The organism is Butyrivibrio sp. AD3002 (assembly GCF_000420905.1).
GTDB lineage: Bacteria > Bacillota > Clostridia > Lachnospirales > Lachnospiraceae > Butyrivibrio.
The window spans coordinates 354,552-373,405 of record NZ_ATVV01000001.1; the positions used below are offsets into that span (position 1 = coordinate 354,552).

Annotated in this window: 13 protein-coding genes; all 13 read right to left on the reverse strand. The window is 39.7% G+C overall.

What is annotated here, in order from left to right:
• Positions 1-116 precede the first annotated feature (116 nt).
• Positions 117-359, reverse strand: a complete 243-nt coding sequence (gene secG, locus G596_RS0101520) for a preprotein translocase subunit SecG (protein ID WP_022760063.1) — start codon at positions 357-359, stop codon at positions 117-119.
• 84 nt (positions 360-443) lie between these two features.
• On the reverse strand, positions 444-1,991 hold the full coding sequence (gpmI, locus tag G596_RS0101525) for a 2,3-bisphosphoglycerate-independent phosphoglycerate mutase (protein ID WP_022760064.1): 1,548 nt from the start codon (positions 1,989-1,991) through the stop codon (positions 444-446).
• Positions 1,992-2,121: 130 nt separating this feature from the next.
• Positions 2,122-3,102, reverse strand: a complete 981-nt coding sequence (locus tag G596_RS0101530; RefSeq protein ID WP_196805174.1) for a hypothetical protein — start codon at positions 3,100-3,102, stop codon at positions 2,122-2,124.
• A gap of 5 nt (positions 3,103-3,107) precedes the next feature.
• Positions 3,108-6,290, reverse strand: a complete 3,183-nt coding sequence (locus G596_RS0101535) for an insulinase family protein (protein ID WP_022760066.1) — start codon at positions 6,288-6,290, stop codon at positions 3,108-3,110.
• Between the two features lie 187 nt (positions 6,291-6,477).
• Complete coding sequence (locus tag G596_RS20510) at positions 6,478-8,217, reverse strand: DEAD/DEAH box helicase (RefSeq protein WP_022760067.1); 1,740 nt, start codon at positions 8,215-8,217, stop codon at positions 6,478-6,480.
• 130 nt (positions 8,218-8,347) lie between these two features.
• Complete coding sequence (pgsA, locus tag G596_RS0101545) at positions 8,348-8,884, reverse strand: CDP-diacylglycerol--glycerol-3-phosphate 3-phosphatidyltransferase (protein WP_026497452.1); 537 nt, start codon at positions 8,882-8,884, stop codon at positions 8,348-8,350.
• The gene (gene rimO, locus G596_RS0101550) at positions 8,868-10,295 is read right to left on the reverse strand and encodes a 30S ribosomal protein S12 methylthiotransferase RimO (protein ID WP_022760069.1); all 1,428 of its coding nucleotides are present in this window, start codon (positions 10,293-10,295) and stop codon (positions 8,868-8,870) included. Before rimO ends, pgsA begins: the two co-directional genes overlap by 17 nt.
• 18 nt (positions 10,296-10,313) lie before the next feature.
• Complete coding sequence (gene rpoZ, locus G596_RS0101555) at positions 10,314-10,595, reverse strand: DNA-directed RNA polymerase subunit omega (protein ID WP_022760070.1); 282 nt, start codon at positions 10,593-10,595, stop codon at positions 10,314-10,316.
• Positions 10,596-10,618: 23 nt separating this feature from the next.
• Positions 10,619-11,242 carry a guanylate kinase gene (gene gmk / locus G596_RS0101560; protein ID WP_022760071.1) on the reverse strand — a complete coding sequence of 208 codons (624 nt, stop codon included), beginning with the start codon at positions 11,240-11,242 and terminating at the stop codon, positions 10,619-10,621.
• Positions 11,243-11,260: 18 nt separating this feature from the next.
• A complete protein-coding gene (locus G596_RS0101565; protein WP_022760072.1) occupies positions 11,261-12,148 on the reverse strand; it encodes a YicC/YloC family endoribonuclease in 888 nt (295 codons plus the stop codon).
• Between the two features lie 211 nt (positions 12,149-12,359).
• On the reverse strand, positions 12,360-14,792 hold the full coding sequence (locus G596_RS0101570) for an RICIN domain-containing protein (protein WP_022760073.1): 2,433 nt from the start codon (positions 14,790-14,792) through the stop codon (positions 12,360-12,362).
• Between the two features lie 135 nt (positions 14,793-14,927).
• Positions 14,928-16,721, reverse strand: a complete 1,794-nt coding sequence (locus G596_RS0101575; protein ID WP_022760074.1) for an Rqc2 family fibronectin-binding protein — start codon at positions 16,719-16,721, stop codon at positions 14,928-14,930.
• Between the two features lie 2 nt (positions 16,722-16,723).
• Positions 16,724-18,787, reverse strand: a complete 2,064-nt coding sequence (locus tag G596_RS23355) for an LTA synthase family protein (protein WP_196805175.1) — start codon at positions 18,785-18,787, stop codon at positions 16,724-16,726.
• Positions 18,788-18,854: the final 67 nt, after the last annotated feature.

Here is an 18,854-nt window from a genome sequence, read left to right on the forward strand (position 1 = left end):
CTTTATATCCTTCCAAAAGAGCCTTAAATCTAAATAGATAGAATGCCGCTTGCTTATTTCTCATAAGATAAAAAGGGCACTCATTTAAGAGTGCCCTTAAGTAAAACAACCTGAATTTAAAATACAGTCATGTTAAGAACTATACTGAGAACTATGAAAAGCACAGAAAGTACAACTGTTACCTTCTTAAGAATGCCCTCTCTGGAACGTCCTTTAATCTGACCCCAGTAAGTAGTTTCTGCAAATCCCTGTATAGAACCAAGTCCCTGAGTCTTACCCTCCTGAGCAAGAACCAGTGTTACAAGTGCGACACAATCAATAATAAAGATAATTGCCAAAACAATTTTCAAAGCTGCCACGAAAAAATCCCTCCTAATATTTCACAAATACTCGTCTAAGATAACATAAATAATCGTAAAAATCAACAAGTATTAAATTACAGCTTACTTCTTAATAAGAAGTGATTTTCCTGTCATCTCGGCAGGCTGCTCGTAACCCATGCACTCAATAAGTGTAGGAATGATATCTGCAAGGCATCCACCCTCTCTGAGTGTATATGCAGGATCATAGTTAACGAGGATGAAAGGAACAGGATTTGTTGTATGAGCAGTGAAAGGTTCACCTGTCTCATAATCGATCATCATATCAGCGTTACCGTGGTCTGCGCAGATGAACATTGTGCCATTCTTAGCCTTAACAGCCTCTACGATCTTACCAACACACTCATCTACTGTCTCAACAGCCTTAACCGCAGCATCAATAACACCTGTATGGCCTACCATGTCCGGGTTAGCGAAGTTTGTAACAACAACATCATACTTATCTGAATTAATTGCCTCAAGTACTCTGTCGCATACTTCAGGAGCGCTCATCTGAGGCTTAAGGTCATATGTAGGAACATCCTTAGGAGAATTAACAAGGATTCTGTCCTCACCTTCATTGGGCTCTTCAACTCCGCCGTTGAAGAAGAAGGTTACATGTGCATACTTCTCTGTCTCAGCGATACGAGCCTGCTTCATGCCCTTAGCTGCAAGCCACTCACCAAAGGTATTGTTAAGAAGAACCTTCTTGAAAGCAATCTCCTTGTTGGGAATGAGCGGATCATAATCTGTGAAGCATACATAAGTAGTCTTAATGCGTGCTCCTCTGTCAAACTTATCAAAATCATCATCGCAGAAGCAATGTGTAATCTCTCTGGCTCTGTCAGGACGGAAGTTGAAGAAAATGATAGAATCATTATCCTTGATAGTAGCTGTGGGAGCGCCATCCTTCATGATAACTGTAGGAATAACGAATTCATCTGTCTTTCCGTCTTTATAAGTCTGAACCATGCACTCGTGAGCGCTGTCTGCCTTGTTGCCCTCACCCTTTGTCATGGCATCATATGCAACCTTGACACGGTCATAGTTGTTATCTCTGTCCATTGCATAGTATCTGCCGGAGATAGTAGCAACTGCACCTACGCCGAGCTCCTTCATCTTGTCCTCAAGCTGCTGAACAAAATCTATTCCTGATTCCGGAGGTGTATCACGTCCATCAAGGAAGCAGTGAACATAAACCTTGGAAAGTCCGTTTCTCTTAGCGAGCTCAAGAAGTCCGTAGATATGAGTAATATGACTGTGAACGCCACCGTCACTTACAAGACCATACATGTGAAGAGAAGAATCATTTTTCTTACAGTTATCGATAGCAGCCATAAGGCCTTCGTTTGTAAAGAAATCACCGTCCTCGATAGACTTTGTGATTCTTGTTAACTCCTGGTAAACGATACGGCCTGCACCCATATTCATATGTCCAACCTCTGAATTACCCATCTGTCCGTCAGGAAGACCTACAGCAAGTCCGCTGGCATTACCTCTAACATAAGGATAGTCCTTCATAAGGCCATCAAGGACGGGTGTATTTGCCATAGCAATAGCATTTCCCTTCGGATTATCATTAATTCCGAATCCGTCCATAATTAATAAAACTGTTGGTTTAGAACCCTGCATATTTATGCCTCCATTTATAAAATTTAATATTTTTACTCAAATATCAAGCGATTTATCGGTTTCCACACAGTAGTATACCCATAAATCGCTTGTTTTTCAAATAAACTTTTTATGTAAATTGTTATTACAATTATTGAAGCTTTGCCTCTAATCTCTTAATGTGTTCTTTGACAGCTGTTTTTTCTTCCTCTGTCATCTTCTTTTTGCCTGCTCCTATGACATTGTATTCGACAACTTTTATCAGTTCAGACGCTCCTCCGTTTGCCTTTTCATCCATATCAAGCTCATTCTGAAGAGCTAAAACAGCTACCGCAGTGGTCATTTCATCATCTGATTCATCCGCCTTCTTATATAAGAACTCGTATAACTTTGTTCTGACTTCATCGGAAAATGTCTCTTCCGTATCGCTTAACACCACTAAAGATAATAATATCAAAATACTTGATTCGACGTTTCCTGATAGATCGAATGAAATTCTTTTTATCAGATCTGACACTCGCAGTTTATATCTCTTTTGTCTGGACATTTTCTGGGGCATACCGGCCATAAGCGAATGGTCGTAAGCATTTCTGATATCCTTATCGGTTTTCAATAGTTCCGCAAAAGCCCATAGCATAGCTGCTATTGTCCTTTCGGACAGTTCATCATCCCTGCTGCTCATTCGAATTACACTGCTTCTCTCACCCGAATCGCTATTCTCATCATCATCATCCTTAAACTGACGCACCATAAGAAAATGTGCGGCATCAAGTGCGGCATGCATTATATCTCTTGAAAACACAGGATCAAGATTTTCATATACTCTGGAGCCTGTACACATCACAGCTATTAAAACCGAAAGATCAAAAACTGTCTCGTCATAAGCTTTTCCGTTTGTATCTTTCAGTGTATTCAGTTCAGAGCTTTCATATCCCTGATATAGCTTTTCCAGAACAGGACTTGTTGTTTCAACCAGCTTTCTTATCTCTCCTATGTCATCGGAACGCCCTGTTTTATCGGCTAATAGTTCATATGCATACAGTCTGAAGATTGTGCAAAGCTCCTCCATATCACCATCAAGGAGCTTTGCATTTTTTATAAATACATCATCTATTTTCTCATAATTCATCATGAGCTCTATTTTAGTTTATAATTCAAAACTTCGTCAAATGCATCCTTGTCCGCAGTAATCTTTTGTTCATTACCAACCGTTGCAATAGCAGCATTTTTGAAGAGTTTTTCATAGCTCTCCGCTGCTTCCTGCTGCATGCTGATATCTGCGTTTCTTATATCATTTACTGTATCCACATAGGCATTTTCATCAACACCCAGAATATCCCTTCTGATTCTTCTGACAGCATCACTCCATATACCTGTCGTCCTTGTTTCATCGCCATAAGCATTGAGGACATAGCCTTTGTAATCCTCTTTATCAAGCTCAGCTGTTTTTATAAACTCCGGTATACCTTCCAGTGTCTTAATGGTATCCTTTACGTTTGGATCGGAATATGTGTATGCCCCAAGCTCATAACACCTCAAAACGGAATAGGCTCCTGCCGAATAAGCTCCCATCTGAAATCTCATCTTAGGTACTATATACTTATCACTTGCAGCAAATAAGAACGGTACATAGGCTCCCCTGAATTTTTCATCATTTCTGAAATCAATATCAAAGATAGTATAATTTTGAGAGTTCTCAACAATTACTCCGGTTTTCAAAGCCAAAACAGGAAGATCATAAGAAGTCCCGGTTTCTTCATTTTCCTCAAGTCCTGAAAATGTATTTGCTGCAGTCTTAATAACCTCTTCATTTTCTGTCTTTTCAGCAACGGACGAGAAAATAAGATTTGTTTTTGTAAATGCTTTTTTCCTTGCAGTCTCAATATCAGCTACAAATTTATCAAAAACATCATCCGAATCGATATTGTCGTCAAGATTCGAAATATAATCATATATATCCTTATTATAAATATCTATAGCGAACTTTTCCGAATCAGCCGTAATCGTTGTTCCGGCTGCCGTAGCATAGGATTGTGCCAGGGAATAGGCATCGCTCTTCGCCGGATTATAGTTCTCACAATATTGGGAGATAATATGTTTAATATTGGTTTTATCACTCAAATCCGTCTCACATATGACATTCAGAACAAGATCAAGCGACTTATCAAAATCTTCGTTTAATCCCCTCCATAGGACATGCAGCATTGGTCTGTGATTTTCCTTTGCCTCCTTATTAGGATAAAATAGTCCTGTTGAAAATCCATTCAGATATTCACTTTCAAGAAGTGTCAGTTCGTCTGTATCATATTTATTTGTATCTACCTCAAACAAAAAATCAGTATAAAGTATTAGTGTCTTTATCTCATCCCTGGATAAACTGCTTAAATCAAAGTAGATATCATAATAGCCGCCCCTGCCGGCTTCAATATCCGAGGTATAATATGTAATTCCATCTTCCTGCTTTTTCTCAAAAGAAGAAGTCAGATATTCCGGCAAATCCTTAATATCTATCAAGAAGTCATTATTTGAAAGCTCTTTTTCATTCCAATCATTGAATTCCTTTGTCTTTTGAACAAATTCTTCAATTTCTTCCTCTGACATCTGTGCCTTTTTATTTTTCAGATAATCCTCTAATTCATTATCATGTTCTTCAGCAAGCCCGGGTTTAGGAATAGCCGCTACAAGAACACTTCTTGCAGGTGTCATTGCATCAGCTGCAATCCTTTTAAAGGTAGCCTGCTCATTATCACCAGCAAGCTCATCGAATATTCTTTCATACTCCTCAAAATAGTCAAGTTTCCCGGTTCTTGCCCAATATGCATTGTAAACTTCACTTAAGCCTTTTCCTACATTTGAACTATCCCTAAGAAAAATTGTACCAAGCTCAGTCTCTTTAATATTTGCTTCAAAAATATCCTTTGGTATTCCGTTTTCTGCAACTTCCGCAAGTGTATATTCTGCAATTTCTTTCAAAGACTGCATCTGATCTTCATTTGCATAATCCATAGCGAACATAAGAACCGGCTTTGCAAGATCCGTTACAATTGAAGAAGAAACAGGATTTGAGATACCATCCTCGATAAGCTTTTTATTCATACAGGATGCATTATTATTAATTAATGTCGTCAGAAAGTCCCACTGTATAAGCTCATCGTCAGAAGCATCCTCCATATCAATTGCATAAAAGATTCTGCCACTATCTTCTACAGAATCACCTTCATATGCAGGTATATACTCAACCTTCTCAACATATCCGTCCTCTGTATGTGAATCCTCATATTCACTTAAGTCTGTTCCATATACTTCATACTTTGACAAATATTCTGTATCAAGAAATTCTAAAAATCTGTCTATATCAAGATCTCCATAAAGAGAAATCAAGCTGTTATCAAAATGATAACACCTTTCATACGTATCAATTGTATGTTCATAGGTTAGATCATCATAATGATACTCAGCTCTACCTATCATATTAGATGCAATCTGTCCGGGGAACATATTATCTATAAGGGCATTGAGCGAGCATTCCGAAAGGTCAGTTAAAAAGCCGTAGTCTTCCGCATATACCGTACCATTTATGCCAATATCACCTTCAGGATCATCAAGCTCAAATCTAATAGCTTCCCTTTCAAAAATTTTTTCATCCTTCAAAATAGCCGGGTCAACCATGCAACTCATATAAGCATCCATCATAGTCATGAGCTGATCCTCACTCATGGATGAAACCGGATAGTAGGTTGTCGTCAAATTTGTATGTGCATTAACATATGTATTATATGATTTATTGGCAATATCAAAGAAAAGATCCTTGGAAGGATATTTTTCGGAGGATGCCAAAATCGCATGCTCAAAAATATGATTAGTATCAGTCTCATCTATAAAGGGAGTTTTGTAAGCGATGCAAAAAGACACTTCCGGATCTGAATTCTTCGTATAAACAAGATCAGCTCCGCTCTTTTCGTGCTTAAAAGTATAAATATCTGAGCTAAGGAAGTGGCTGCTGTACATATCATTTAACTTAAATCCATGATATATCTCGCCGACAACCATCTCTCCTGACATTTCGTCATTAGAATCGCTGTCTTCCTCAGCCTTATCTTCAGCGTTTTCTTCCGTAATTTCCTCTGCCTGATTATCATCCTCTTTCGCTTCGGCGGTATCCCCTGCCTGCTCAGCGGTATCTTCAGAGTTTTCAGGTGTTTCCGAAACTTCTGAGGCAGCTGAATCATTTTTATCAGTACTATCGCTTGATGGTGCAGCTGTGCTGCATCCCGCAACTAAACATAATGACATCAGAACTGATATTATTTTTTTCTTCATTCCAAGCCCTCCAACGTTTAAGATAAATACACACAATCATTATTATTTTAGCTTTGATAAAAATAGCCCTCAATTAAATCTCTATTAACTTTTTATTACAAAAAAATAAGCCGGAATTGAAAAAAAGCTTCATGGAGTTTTTATTCCATGAAGCTTTTACACTTTATACTGCAGTTATTTTCTTGTTTTATTTATCTTTTCTTACACCAAGCTTCTCGGTTCTTGGTCTGGCATTTCTTCTGAACTTATCTGCGGATGCCTTCTTATGCATAGGAGAAGCATCTCTCATACCGCGGTCCTTGCTGTACTTACTATCACGGCTTCTTCCATAACCGGAACCCTTGCCGTCTCTTCGTCCTTTTCCATCGCCTCTGCCCTGACCGTCTCTTCTGCCGTGGCCGTCTTTTTCAAATCTGCCGCCTCTGCCTTCTCTTCTGTCTCTGCTTCTCTGTCCTCTGTATATGTCACGTTTTCTGGGCTTCAAATCAAGCTCCTCAGGTGCTTTGCCCATCTTAAGTCTCATAAGGCCGGCAGCCAGCTGCTCAATTGAATACTCGTCCTCAGCTACCTTATCATTTAAGAACTCAAGGCAATCTGTAATTTCCCCTGCCTCTATGAGATCGATAACCTCTGCAAAAAGCTTTCTGGCCTTGGCTCTTGTGATTTCTTTTGCTGAAGGAACTTCACCTTCTTCAATCTTTGTATGACAGATTCTCTCAATATCCCTGAGCTTATACATTTCTCTGGGAGATACAAGTGAGAATGACTGTCCGCTCTTACCAGCACGACCCGTACGGCCTATTCTGTGTACATAATATTCGATATCTTCCGGTATATCATAGTTGAATACAGCAGTAACACCGCTTACATCAATTCCTCTTGCGGCTACATCTGTTGCAATAAGGAAATCCGCCTGTCCGAATCTGAAAAGATTCATAACGGTGTCTCGCTGGAACTGGGATAAATCTCCGTGGAGTCCTTCTGCCCTGTAGCCCTTGTTCTTAAGAATGCCTGTAAGCTCATCGACTTTACGTTTTGTATTACAAAATACAAGACTTCTTACCGGCTGATGATATTCAATAAGCCTTGTAAGAACCTCTTCCTTATAATTTGACGGAACCACATAGTAGTACTGCTCAATTGATTTAACAGTGATTTCCTTGGGTGTCATCTTTATGTATTCCGCATCGTGCTGATATTTTCTTGTAATCTGTAAAATAGGTTCAGGCATTGTAGCTGAGAACAATGCTGTCTGCTTCTCTTCAGGCATACCGTCGAGAATAGTTTCGATATCATCCCTGAACCCCATATCAAGCATTTCGTCAGCTTCGTCAAGTACAAGAACGCGCACATCGTTCATTTTCATGGTGTGACGTCTCATGTGATCCATTACACGCCCCGGAGTTCCTACAACAATCTGTACTCCTGATGATAATGCGCGGATCTGTCTCGAAATGTCCTGACCACCGTAAACGGGAAGTACCTTTATCCCATGCATATATTTACCAAAGCTTCTGATATCATCGGCAGCCTGCATTGCAAGCTCTCTTGTAGGGCAAAGAACTACTGCCTGAAGATGTCTATTGTCAGGATCGATTTTCTGAAGAAGCGGAATACCGAAAGCAGCAGTCTTTCCTGTTCCTGTCTGAGCCTGTCCGATAATGTCCACTCCCTTCATCATCACAGGAATAGCAGCCTTCTGGATTGGAGACATGTATTCAAATCCCATTTCCGTAATAGCTCTTAATACTCTCTCGTCAATGCCTTCAGCTTCATCGTAGCGAACCTTGACTTCTTCGTTTGCTTCAGCTTTCTTTTTATCTCTATCCTTATGATCTGCCCTTTTGGGATCTCGTTCTTTTGTTCCGGAAACTGCTTCCGAAATCCCTTCAATGTTCTTCTTAATCTCGTCTAAAATATTGGACATATTACCTCTTTCTTATAAAAATAAAAGAGGACGATCATTTAATATGTCGTCCCCAATAAACACATTCAAATTACACAATGAAAAACTATATCATCAATTTCGATTTTACACAAGCAATTTATTTTTTAAATTACATATCTCCACTCATCACATCTTTATTTTTTATGATGTAGTCACAAAGAGAAATAATTGTAAGTGCAAGTGCTATATACATAATGATCGTGGTAACAAGCTGAAGCTGCGGCAGATTGATGATCATAAGAATTACCATGAACATCTGGAAGGTTGTCTTAAATTTGCCCCAATAGCTTGCAGCAATAACTCTTCCGTTCTCAACAGCTATAAGTCTGAAACCGCTTATAATAAACTCTCTTGCTATAATAATAACAACAATCCATGAAGGAATTCTGTCAAGCTCTATCAGACAGATCATTGCACTGCACACAAGAAGCTTGTCAGCAAGAGGATCCATGAATTTTCCGAAATCCGTGACCAGATTATACTTTCTTGCAATTTTGCCGTCAGCAAGGTCAGTAAGCGATGCAATAATGAAAATCGCAAGCGCTATCCATTTATCAGCTTCACCAAAGATATTAGCAAGCAAAAACAGTACAAAAAAAGGAATCAAAATAACTCTAATTACAGTAAGCTTATTCGGTAAATTCATTTTCATCTTCTTTCCCCTCCGTTAACTCCCCAATCAGGTCATAATCATTTGAACCGGTTATAAGAACATCAACAAACTGTCCGCTCATGAGATCATATGGAACATTCATGATAAAGAGATATCCATCAACATCAGGAGCATCCATATATGTTCGCGCCACATAGGTACTGCCATCGTATTCATCATCGTCATCGTCGGCAATTCTTCCTTCGATAACAGCACTTACAACCTGTCCGATTCTGTCTTTGGCAGCATTAAAAGCTATTTCCTGCTGTGCTTCCATTATATCATCTCTTCTGCTTTCCTTCACCTCCTGTGAAAGCTGATCTGCCATTTCTCCAGCAACAGTTTCTTCCTCCTGGGAATAAGCAAAGCATCCGAGCCTGTCAAACTTCATTTCTTTAATAAAAGAAAGTGATTCCTCGTGATCAGCCTCTGTCTCACCGGGGAAACCGGCAATAAGAGTTGTTCTCAGGCAAATATCCGGAATCTGAGATCTTATATAGCTTATCCTCTCAGCAATGGCAGCTCTTGTTGTTGCCCTTCCCATAAGCTTAAGTATGTGATCAGATCCGCTCTGAAGAGGTATATCGAGATAATTACATACCTTTGGCTCATTCTTTATTGTCTGTATGAGCTCATCAGTGATCTCCTCAGGATAACAATACATTATGCGAATCCATTTAAGATCTTCTATCTCACAGAGCTTATGAAGAAGCTCCGGAAGCATTTTTTTACCGTATAGATCAACACCGTAAAGTGTAGTCTCCTGCGCAACAAGAATTATTTCCGTTACTCCCTGATTCACAAGTGCTTTTGCACCTTCAATCAGCTCTTCCATAGGTACGCTTCTGTATTTACCGCGAACCTTAGGTATAACGCAGTAAGTACAATTTTTATTGCAGCCCTCAGCTATCTTCAAATAATTGTACTGGCCACCTGTAGTCTGAACTCTCTTCTGATTGCCTATAGGCTTCTTTTCAAGACTGTCCAGATAAATTCTTCTCATAGATGAAGTGTTTTCGGAAGTCTCTACGTCAGAAGGTTCCTGCCCATTTTCTGCAAGAACACCATCAAGAGCATCAACTATATGCTCCATGGAAGCGGTTCCCAGAATCCTGTCAACTTCCGGAATCTCTTTCAGCACTTCTTCACGATATCTCTCAGCAAGACACCCGGTTACAATCAGTGCCTTATACTTTCCGCTTTTCCTATACTCACCAAGCTCGATAATCGTGTTGATACTTTCTTCCTTCGCATCACCAATAAAGCAGCATGTGTTTACCACTGCTGCTTCGGCTATTTCTTCATCATCTGTAAATTCATGCCCCCGCTGTGACAGCATTCCGAGCATAACTTCAGAATCAACACGGTTTTTGTCACAGCCGAGAGATACAAATAATATTTTCATATTGGTTACCTGAGGAAATTATTCCTCGACAGAATCCTCTTCCTTAGTTTCAAGAAGTGCTTCCTTCTCCTCGTCAGAAAGAATTCTGAGTTTATCGGCATTAAGTTCGTCAACAGCGATTGAAAGGAACTTCTCATTATCCTTAACTCTTACCATAGGCTCATCACCTGCGATAAGCTGTCTTGCTCTCTTAGCTGTTGCCATAACGATGGAATATCTTGAGCTGATGATAGGCTCATTTCCTTCCTCTACGTCCTTATTAACTACCTTCATAAGATCCACATATGACGGATGTATCATGTTAGTCCTCCATTTAAAAATAATTACTTTAACTCTGACAGCTGCGCCCTAATCTCTTCAATAAATTCCTTATTGCGATCAGGCGTATAATGGGCTGCCTGTATTATCTCATGCATCTGCTTAACGCAGACGTCAAGATCGTCATTGATTACTATATTATCATACTCGTCAATACCCTGTCCCTCTTCTTTTGCTCTGAGCATTCTTCCGTGTATGACATCATCAGTTTCGGTGCCTCTTCCACGAAGCCTCTTCTCGAGTTCCTCAACCGAAGGAGGTGTTACGAAAAGAAGAAGCGCCTGGGGGAATTTCTTCTTAATCTGAAGTGCACCCTGTATTTCTATTTCAAGAATTACATCCTTGCCGGCATCAAGCTTTTCCTGGACAAATTTCTTGGGAGTTCCATAGTAGTTTCCCACATAGCAGGCATGCTCCACAAGTCCGTCCTTCGCTATAAGCTTCTCAAATTCTTCCTTAGAGATGAAAAAATACTCTCTTCCATCTTCTTCTCCGGGTCTGGGATTTCTGGTAGTAGCCGATATTGATAACGCATAATTATCATATTTTTTAATCAGCTCCTTCATCAGAGTACCCTTTCCGGCACCGGAAAAACCGGAAACAACAACAATAATACCTTTGTTATTCATAAAGTCTTACTTCCTACCTTACTCAATATTCTGAATCTGTTCACGTACCTTCTCTACATCTGTCTTAAGGCTTATGCCCCTGTCAGATATCTCAAGATCTGTTGATTTAGATAAGATAGTATTGGACTCTCTGTTCATCTCCTGAGCAAGGAAATCCAGTTTTCTTCCTATTCCTTCCTTGTCGTCGCCCTTGTTAAGAGCATCTCTCATAGCTTTGATATGACTTCTTAAGCGAACAAGCTCCTCATCCACTGAAACCTTATCAGCATAAAGAGTAACCTCCATGATAAGTCTGTTCTCATCAACTGCCTTATCCTCAAGGAGTTCTTTAACCTTATCTCTAAGGCGGTTTCTGTACTCATCAATAATAATGGGGGATCTCTCTGTAATAAACTCAACGCTCTCCAGCATTCCTTCAAGCTTCTCATCGAGATCCTTGTGTAGAAATTCTCCCTCTTTCTGTCTTGCAGCGGCAAACTCTTCGCCGGCGCCGTCAATTGCCTTCTTAAGAGTTCCCCACATCTCTTCTTCATCAAGCTCCGCATCCTCCATGCTGAAAACATCCGGATACTTTGAAAGTGAAGATACTCTGATATCATTGTCGATACCAAAATCTTCGGACATCTGCTTTAAGTACTCGAGATACTCGGCAGCAATTTCCTTGTTGTATCTTACTCTTGTATCGGTCTCGGAAAAATCCTCATATGTTATGAAAACATCGACCTTTCCTCTTTTAATAAACTGCTTAAGTTCGTTCCTGATCTTGGATTCAAGTGCGTTAAACTTCTTGGGCATCTTGATATTGATATCAAGATAACGGTTGTTTACGGACTTCATCTCGACCGTAAACTTATGCTTCTCGTCGGCTACTTCACTTCGTCCATAGCCTGTCATACTACAAACCATAATTCCTCCTAACCGAAAATATTTTCACTTCCGGTCTTTCTATCGTTATTTGGCATAATTCTGATAGAAACACCTCTTTTATAATATGATGAAACAGCAGTTTTAGTCAATGATTTCAAGCTTAAACGCATATTATTATTGTCATTAAGAAAGACAGTGAAAATTGATTCCACTGTCTTTCTTAATTTCTGTTTTTCAGATTTAAAAGAGATTATTTTGTGATTGTCTGCTTTTTACCTGAGATTCCTCTGGCTTTCAATACTTTTGTATAACTCTTTAATTTACTCTTAGGAACCTTTACTTTTGCTTTGGTATTAATACCCTTAAACGCATTCTTACCAACCGTATTCTTGGAAAGACTAGTTGTCTTAATTCTTATATTCTTAAGGTTTTTGCATCCATAAAATGCGTTTTTACCGATTGATAATATGTTTTTCTCAATAGTAACTGACCTTAACTTGGTATTGTTCTTAAACGCATTTGGAGCAATCGCATAAACCATATAGTTTACGTCATCAACTGTTATGTCTGCAGGAATTGTAACGTTCTTGTCACTGCTGTTCTTAGACTTTACATAAATAACAGCATTTGAATTTACACCTGTCTGTAATACAAGGTAATAAGCATTTGATTCCTCATCAACAACCGTATCACCTACCTCAGGCTTTGCCTTCTTAGTTTCAACCTTATCAGAAGGCTTTGTATCTTTTCCTTCTGTTTTCTTGCCTTCACCGGATTCATCCTTACCCGGCTTTATTTCCTCTGTACTTTTCTCACCGGTCTCATTATTTCCTGTGCTTTCCCAATGAGCATACAGAATCATATTCATATCGATTTTTAATAACTCACCGGGCTTAACTATAATATTATTAGTTGCCTTACTAACTTTCCAACCTGCGAATTTATAACCGCTTCTAGTTGGTATATCATTTGTGATAGTAAGAGCATTTCTATAGTATTTTATCTGGGAAGCCGGCGCATTATTACCACCATTGGCATCAAACTTTATTGTGTGCTCGGCAACAGCAAAATTCCATGTCTGGTTTGCCTGTATATTATTCCCGTTAAATGGCCTCTGCTGAACATTCGCCCCGTTACTTTTGGATGAATTAACCACATCCATTGCCATTCCGCTACATCTTGGAACAAGTGCATAGCCACTTCCTGCGGGAATTATTGCCCACTGCTGTGCCAGGCTACCATTTGCATCATGAACGCATATATTAGAATTATATTGTGTACCTCCACCATATAAATCAAGCACTTTTCCTGAGGCTGCATTTGTAAGCTTATAATAACCGTTATTAAGCTTTTCTACGTCAAATGAATTATATTTACTCTGACATGAATCATCCCAAATCTGAACATTTGTAGCATTAGCTATATTAGCTGTATCTCCGGCAACATCCAATTCCAGGTTGCTATTCAGTGCACTGGTAATAATATATCTGCCATTACTAATTGGCTGGGCAGGTTTGTAGGGTATAAACACCCATGACTGTGCATCAGAATTGTTATTGGAACAGGTTCTTACATTTGAGTTATCCGCAATATTTCCGTTTTCTATATCCAGAGAATATCCGTTGCATCTGGCCTGAATTCTATAGCCATTTCTACCGTTTGCAGAAATAGCAAACAGCTGAGCATCGTTGTCTTCATAATTATAATAAACATCTACATTTGTACCGCTTTCAAGACCTTGATAATAAACATCAAGTGCCATACCTGTGTCATATTGAGTTATAGTATAAAATCCATTCTCATATTTTAGATGCCAAACATCATAATCATTAAGACTCAGATTATCCTCATGCCAAAGATGTACATTTTGAAATTCAGTAGCCGGATAACTGCTACCTTCTATATCAAGATAGTATTTCTGATTTGCTGCATTGGCTATAATATAATCGCCATCAGGCAGAGTCCTGCTATAGCCTGATGCCATTCTACTTCCTGTAGGTGTAGACGGAGTTGGTTCAGGATCGGGTTGAGGTGTGGGAGCCTCAGCTGTAAAGATTCTGATCCTTTGATATTTCTGTAAACTATATCCACATATCGTGTCGCCAACTTGAGTAACACCATACCCGGAATCATCTACCCACAGATTACCGGTTGATCTTGTTCTTTCTTCATCAACATATGAAAAGTGATTCGGGCCACATACAATTACATAATACCCTTGCTTACTATAATTTATAGCAGTGTTTCTTCTTGTTGCATTGTCACCGCTTAACATAACACCATCTTTTTTCTGTGTAATAGTCTTTCCCAAAACTTTTTTTGCATACAAAATCGGGATTTCACCAGGAGTACCCTGCTCTGTAACATCCCCTAATGAGGCAACCTTACCATTAGCCGCACACCATCTAAATAATTCATCAGGATTAAAGTTTGGATCTGTAACAAGCCCTGTAGCTTTCAGTAATTTTGCATAAGAAACAATTCTGCAACCGCCACTTCTCATGGTGGCATAATCAGACTGCTTCTGTCTCCAATCACGCCAATCCGATGAATATGACGCCGCTTTCGAAGTGAAGCCAAATAAAATTGCCAACATAGGCGTAAAAATGAGTAACGTAAAGATTCTGAGAGCAATTTTTTTGCCCTCAAAGTGAGACTTTGATTGATATAACACTTTCTTCATACCCTCCTAAAAATAAAATCGTGACAACAAAATTATAACACTATATCAAAAAATTAAATCATGAAAAGAACAAAAAAAACGTAACAATTTTTCATGACGAATTGCCCAAAAAATTGTTACGTTTTATTTTTAGTCTTAATCAATTTCCTTAAGCGCGGAAATATCAGTACCTATAACCATTGAATAATTGGTGTAATATACGACAAATCCGGGCTTTGCGCCTCCCGGCTTTTTGACATCCTTGCGCTTTAAGTAGTCAATCTCGACCTTGTCCTGTTCCTTGCCCTTTGAATAATAAGCCGCAAGGGATGCAGCCTCCTCGAAAGTTCTGTCCGGCACCTCTTTTCCTTCGGTGATGAGAACAACGTGAGACCCGGGTATGCCCTTTGCGTGGAACCACCAGTCTCCACCGTTGGCCATCTTGAAGGTAAGCTCATCGTTCTGGTAGTTGTTTTTCCCTACATAGATATGGAAACCGTCGCTACTGATATAGTGGAAGGGCTTACTCTTGGAATTTCGGCCACGGTTGTTCTTACCGTTTTTTCCTTTTCCGTTTATCCTGTCAGCGGCACTACCCTTTATATATCCGCCCTCTACAAGCTCTCTTCTGATATCCGTAAGATCCTCTTCCTGCCTTGCGATATCAAGAGAAGCAGCAATGGATTCCAGATGAGAAACGGTCTCTGAAACCTCTTTCATCTGAATCTCAAGCGCCTCAGCGGTTCTCTTCATCTTTGTATACTTATCAAAATACTTCTTGGCGTTCTGAGCAATAGTAAGTGTGGGATCAAGAGTTATCTTGACATCTTTTCCGGTATTGTAATCATTAACCGTTATCGACGTGGCATCAGGCTCAGCACTGTAGCCATATACTGTAAGAAGTTCGCCGTAAATCCTGTATTTATCCTTCTTCTCGGTGTCGCGGAGCTGATTGGTCTGAAGATCGAGCGTTCTGATATTTCTCTCAAGAGCAGTTGCTACCAATTTTCTGAGGTCTGAAGATTTTTGTCTGATCCTTGTAACAGTATTTTTCTCAGAATAAAAGTCCAGTAAAAGTGTCGATATCTCCTCATATTCTTTGTAAGAAGAATCCGCACCTTTATGATACATGGTAAGCGGAATTGCTGCATATTCCTTAGGCTTGTCGTTAATATAAATCAGTTCGGAAGCAAATTCATCATTCCTGATCCCTGTCATAACGTTATCAAAAGCATCCCACAGTCTGACACATTCATCGTTCTCAAGCGCAATAGCAGATTTATCAGAATCAATATCAGCCCTGTAGCATATTTCTCTTGAAACAACAGGTGAAAGGCCTGTGAAGCTCTCATAAAGAGCCTTGAAAACAGGCTGCCCTTTTGAAGGAACAAGACTCATAAACTCATCCTTGGTTACTTTCAGAGGATTAAGTTTATCCTGGGTTACAGGCACAAAATAATCCCGTCCCGGAAGTACTTCACGAACAGAACTCACCGATGAAGGAATATGCTTAATAGAATCAATGATCTTATTATCTTCATCTACAAAAATGATGTTGCTGTATTTTCCCATAAGTTCCATAAGCAGTGTCTTATGGCGAAGATCTCCCATCTCATCCAAATGCTCAATCTCAATCCTGATGATCCTCTCAAACTCAGGCTGAAATACATCTATTATCTTGCCGTTCTGAATATGTTTTCTTAGAAGCATGCAGAAATTTGGTGCTGTCATGGGACTCTGCTTGTTTTCATCTGTCATATAGACAAGCGGAAGTGAAGCATCAGAAGACATAAAAAGTCGTCTCTGACCGCCGCCGTTTTCCACAGCCTTCCTTACCGTTATTAAAAGCTCATCTTTTTCTGTCTGGGCGATCTTGTAAATACGACCGCCTGTAAGTTCTTTTTTTATGTCGCGCACTATGTTGGCGACTGTAATTCCATCGAATGCCATTTTTAATATCTCCTGCATTCCTTATCAAGTAGGTCGAAGTTTACATAATCGGCCACTCTTCCGGTTGAATTATTTACTACGGCGAAATGCAGTCCCTTTCGCTCAATCATTATATTTTCATCATTAATTTCGAGAAGGAAATCTTTATCCTTAAAACTATCCCAGCTTCCCTTTAAATGATAGGATACGTTATCAGATGCAGTACCCTTGATATTTTGGTTTTCTTTGGTAGCATGGCTGTCGTTCAGCTCGCTGTTAATTGCTGCAACTATAGTGACATCCTGTCCTTTTGGAATATCATCGCTTATGCCGAGAGCTTTTAACGCTGCTATGTTGTCATCCGTAAGTCTCATAGCGCCGCTCTTCCTGGTCGTGATAAATACAGTATATTCACCACTCTCTGCATACGCTTTCAAAGCTTCGAGATACTCCTGCAGGTCAGTCTGTTTAAGGTGCATATCACCTCTTTGTGAAAAGAGACTAATATCAGAGCCAAGAGCCCCCTTACAAATAATATTGAAGTCTGTATCACCGGGATTTATCTCACTTGCAGGTATATCTACAGAATATGATCCATCCGCGTTTAAAACCATGTTATAGGTCATAAGGCTGTCGTAATTTCCATCCTTCCTTACATCGACCTGAATACCCTCGATTTTTTCAACAACTCCCGTAATGTCACTTACTGTTACTTTAACTATATCTCCCTGCTCTTCGATGCTGCAGTTTGCAGACGCTCCCTCATAATTTTGTTCCATCGCCATTTCATCGGTTATTCCGGCAAGTTCATTCATAAAGTGAGACTTTCTGTTCAGCTCGCTCTCTTCAAGTTCCATTCCATATTTTTCAAGAAGAGTCTGCTCACTTGAAAACAGATTTGCTCCAAGTCCAAGCCTGTCACCCTCAATAGATGCACCTAAAGCAGCAACTGTTGTCGGGAACATATCGAAGGTTGTATATTCTCTCTGGTCTGCACCATCCCTTGATGTACCGGGATTAATAATACAGGTGTATACCTTTCTCGTATAATCCTCAGGTATTTCCGCACAAAAATCAGCATCCATTGTAGGATGGTCGCCAACAAGAACTATGGTAGTATTTTCATAGAAATCCTGCTCTTTTATCCAGTTTACAAATTCTGTAGCCTGTCTGCTTGCACATGCAAATACGTTGGAATACTGATCCTCAAACTCATCTTCACACAATCTGCAGACATAACCATCCTCAAAATGAGTATCAACGGTAAGAAGTGTCAGATTGAAAGGTTCATCCGATTTTGACAGCTCGCTGAGACGATTTTTAGCATATTCGTAGAGTTTCTCATCCTCAAAGCCCCACCATACACCATAATCCTGGGGTATCCATCCCTGGTCCTTGGCATAAGGATAGTCAACTATGCCATAATCACCGTGCATCTTAAAGAAGAGCTCTCTTCCACCAAAACTGGCATTTGAACCGCAAAGGTATTCCTGATGATAGCCCTCATCCTTTAAAATATCACCTATTGCCCTTACAGTCGGGAAGAATGTCTCCTGCTCCGACATGCTGTTTGCATCAATGCTTATCTGTAGAGGAAGTCCTGTGGACTGAGCAAAAATAGCACCCATTGTCCAATCGGTTCCTGGCATGGAAAAACCGCCGTTAAGCTTATCTGAACCATCTCCGAAAAACTCATGCGAAAGTGCCAGGTCCGTAAGCTCAGGAATTCGACTCTTTTCAAAAGCTCCGCCATGCTCAGAATCGCTGTCTGTAACTTCAGTGGATTCGAGGTAGATGTAAACCAGATTTCTCTTCTTTTCAGGGAAATCGATGTTTACGGAATTGGGATCCACGTAATTGTCCTTAATAAAGGTGGATGCATGCAGCTGCTGATCAATATATGAAGTCATATCCAGCTGAATCCACGTATAAGCCATAGCTGCCACGAGTGCTATGACAGATGCTCCAATTGCAACCAGTGTCTTTTTACCTTTAAATGCATCTTTTGCAAGTAGCAGAAATAAAAAGATTATAAGTGCTGCCACACATGTTGGCAGAAATGCTCTCATAATAAAAAGTTTTATCATAGCATGTGACGCGCCCGACAAAGACATCTTTACATTGAAAACAAGCTCGTTCACTGTCATGGTATTC

What these genes read in the sequence shown, in the direction of transcription:
- gmk (WP_022760071.1), bottom strand. Translation starts at nt 11,242, where the DNA reads ATGAATAACAAAGGTATTATTGTTGTTGTTTCCGGTTTTTCCGGTGCC.
- pgsA (WP_026497452.1), bottom strand. Translation starts at nt 8,884, where the DNA reads ATGAATTTACCGAATAAGCTTACTGTAATTAGAGTTATTTTGATTCCT.
- G596_RS0101530 (WP_196805174.1), bottom strand. Translation starts at nt 3,102, where the DNA reads ATGATGAATTATGAGAAAATAGATGATGTATTTATAAAAAATGCAAAG.
- G596_RS0101565 (WP_022760072.1), bottom strand. Translation starts at nt 12,148, where the DNA reads ATGGTTTGTAGTATGACAGGCTATGGACGAAGTGAAGTAGCCGACGAG.
- rpoZ (WP_022760070.1), bottom strand. Translation starts at nt 10,595, where the DNA reads ATGATACATCCGTCATATGTGGATCTTATGAAGGTAGTTAATAAGGAC.
- G596_RS0101575 (WP_022760074.1), bottom strand. Translation starts at nt 16,721, where the DNA reads ATGGCATTCGATGGAATTACAGTCGCCAACATAGTGCGCGACATAAAA.
- G596_RS0101535 (WP_022760066.1), bottom strand. Translation starts at nt 6,290, where the DNA reads ATGAAGAAAAAAATAATATCAGTTCTGATGTCATTATGTTTAGTTGCG.
- G596_RS20510 (WP_022760067.1), bottom strand. Translation starts at nt 8,217, where the DNA reads ATGTCCAATATTTTAGACGAGATTAAGAAGAACATTGAAGGGATTTCG.
- gpmI (WP_022760064.1), bottom strand. Translation starts at nt 1,991, where the DNA reads ATGCAGGGTTCTAAACCAACAGTTTTATTAATTATGGACGGATTCGGA.
- rimO (WP_022760069.1), bottom strand. Translation starts at nt 10,295, where the DNA reads ATGAAAATATTATTTGTATCTCTCGGCTGTGACAAAAACCGTGTTGAT.
- G596_RS0101570 (WP_022760073.1), bottom strand. Translation starts at nt 14,792, where the DNA reads ATGAAGAAAGTGTTATATCAATCAAAGTCTCACTTTGAGGGCAAAAAA.
- G596_RS23355 (WP_196805175.1), bottom strand. Translation starts at nt 18,787, where the DNA reads ATGATAAAACTTTTTATTATGAGAGCATTTCTGCCAACATGTGTGGCA.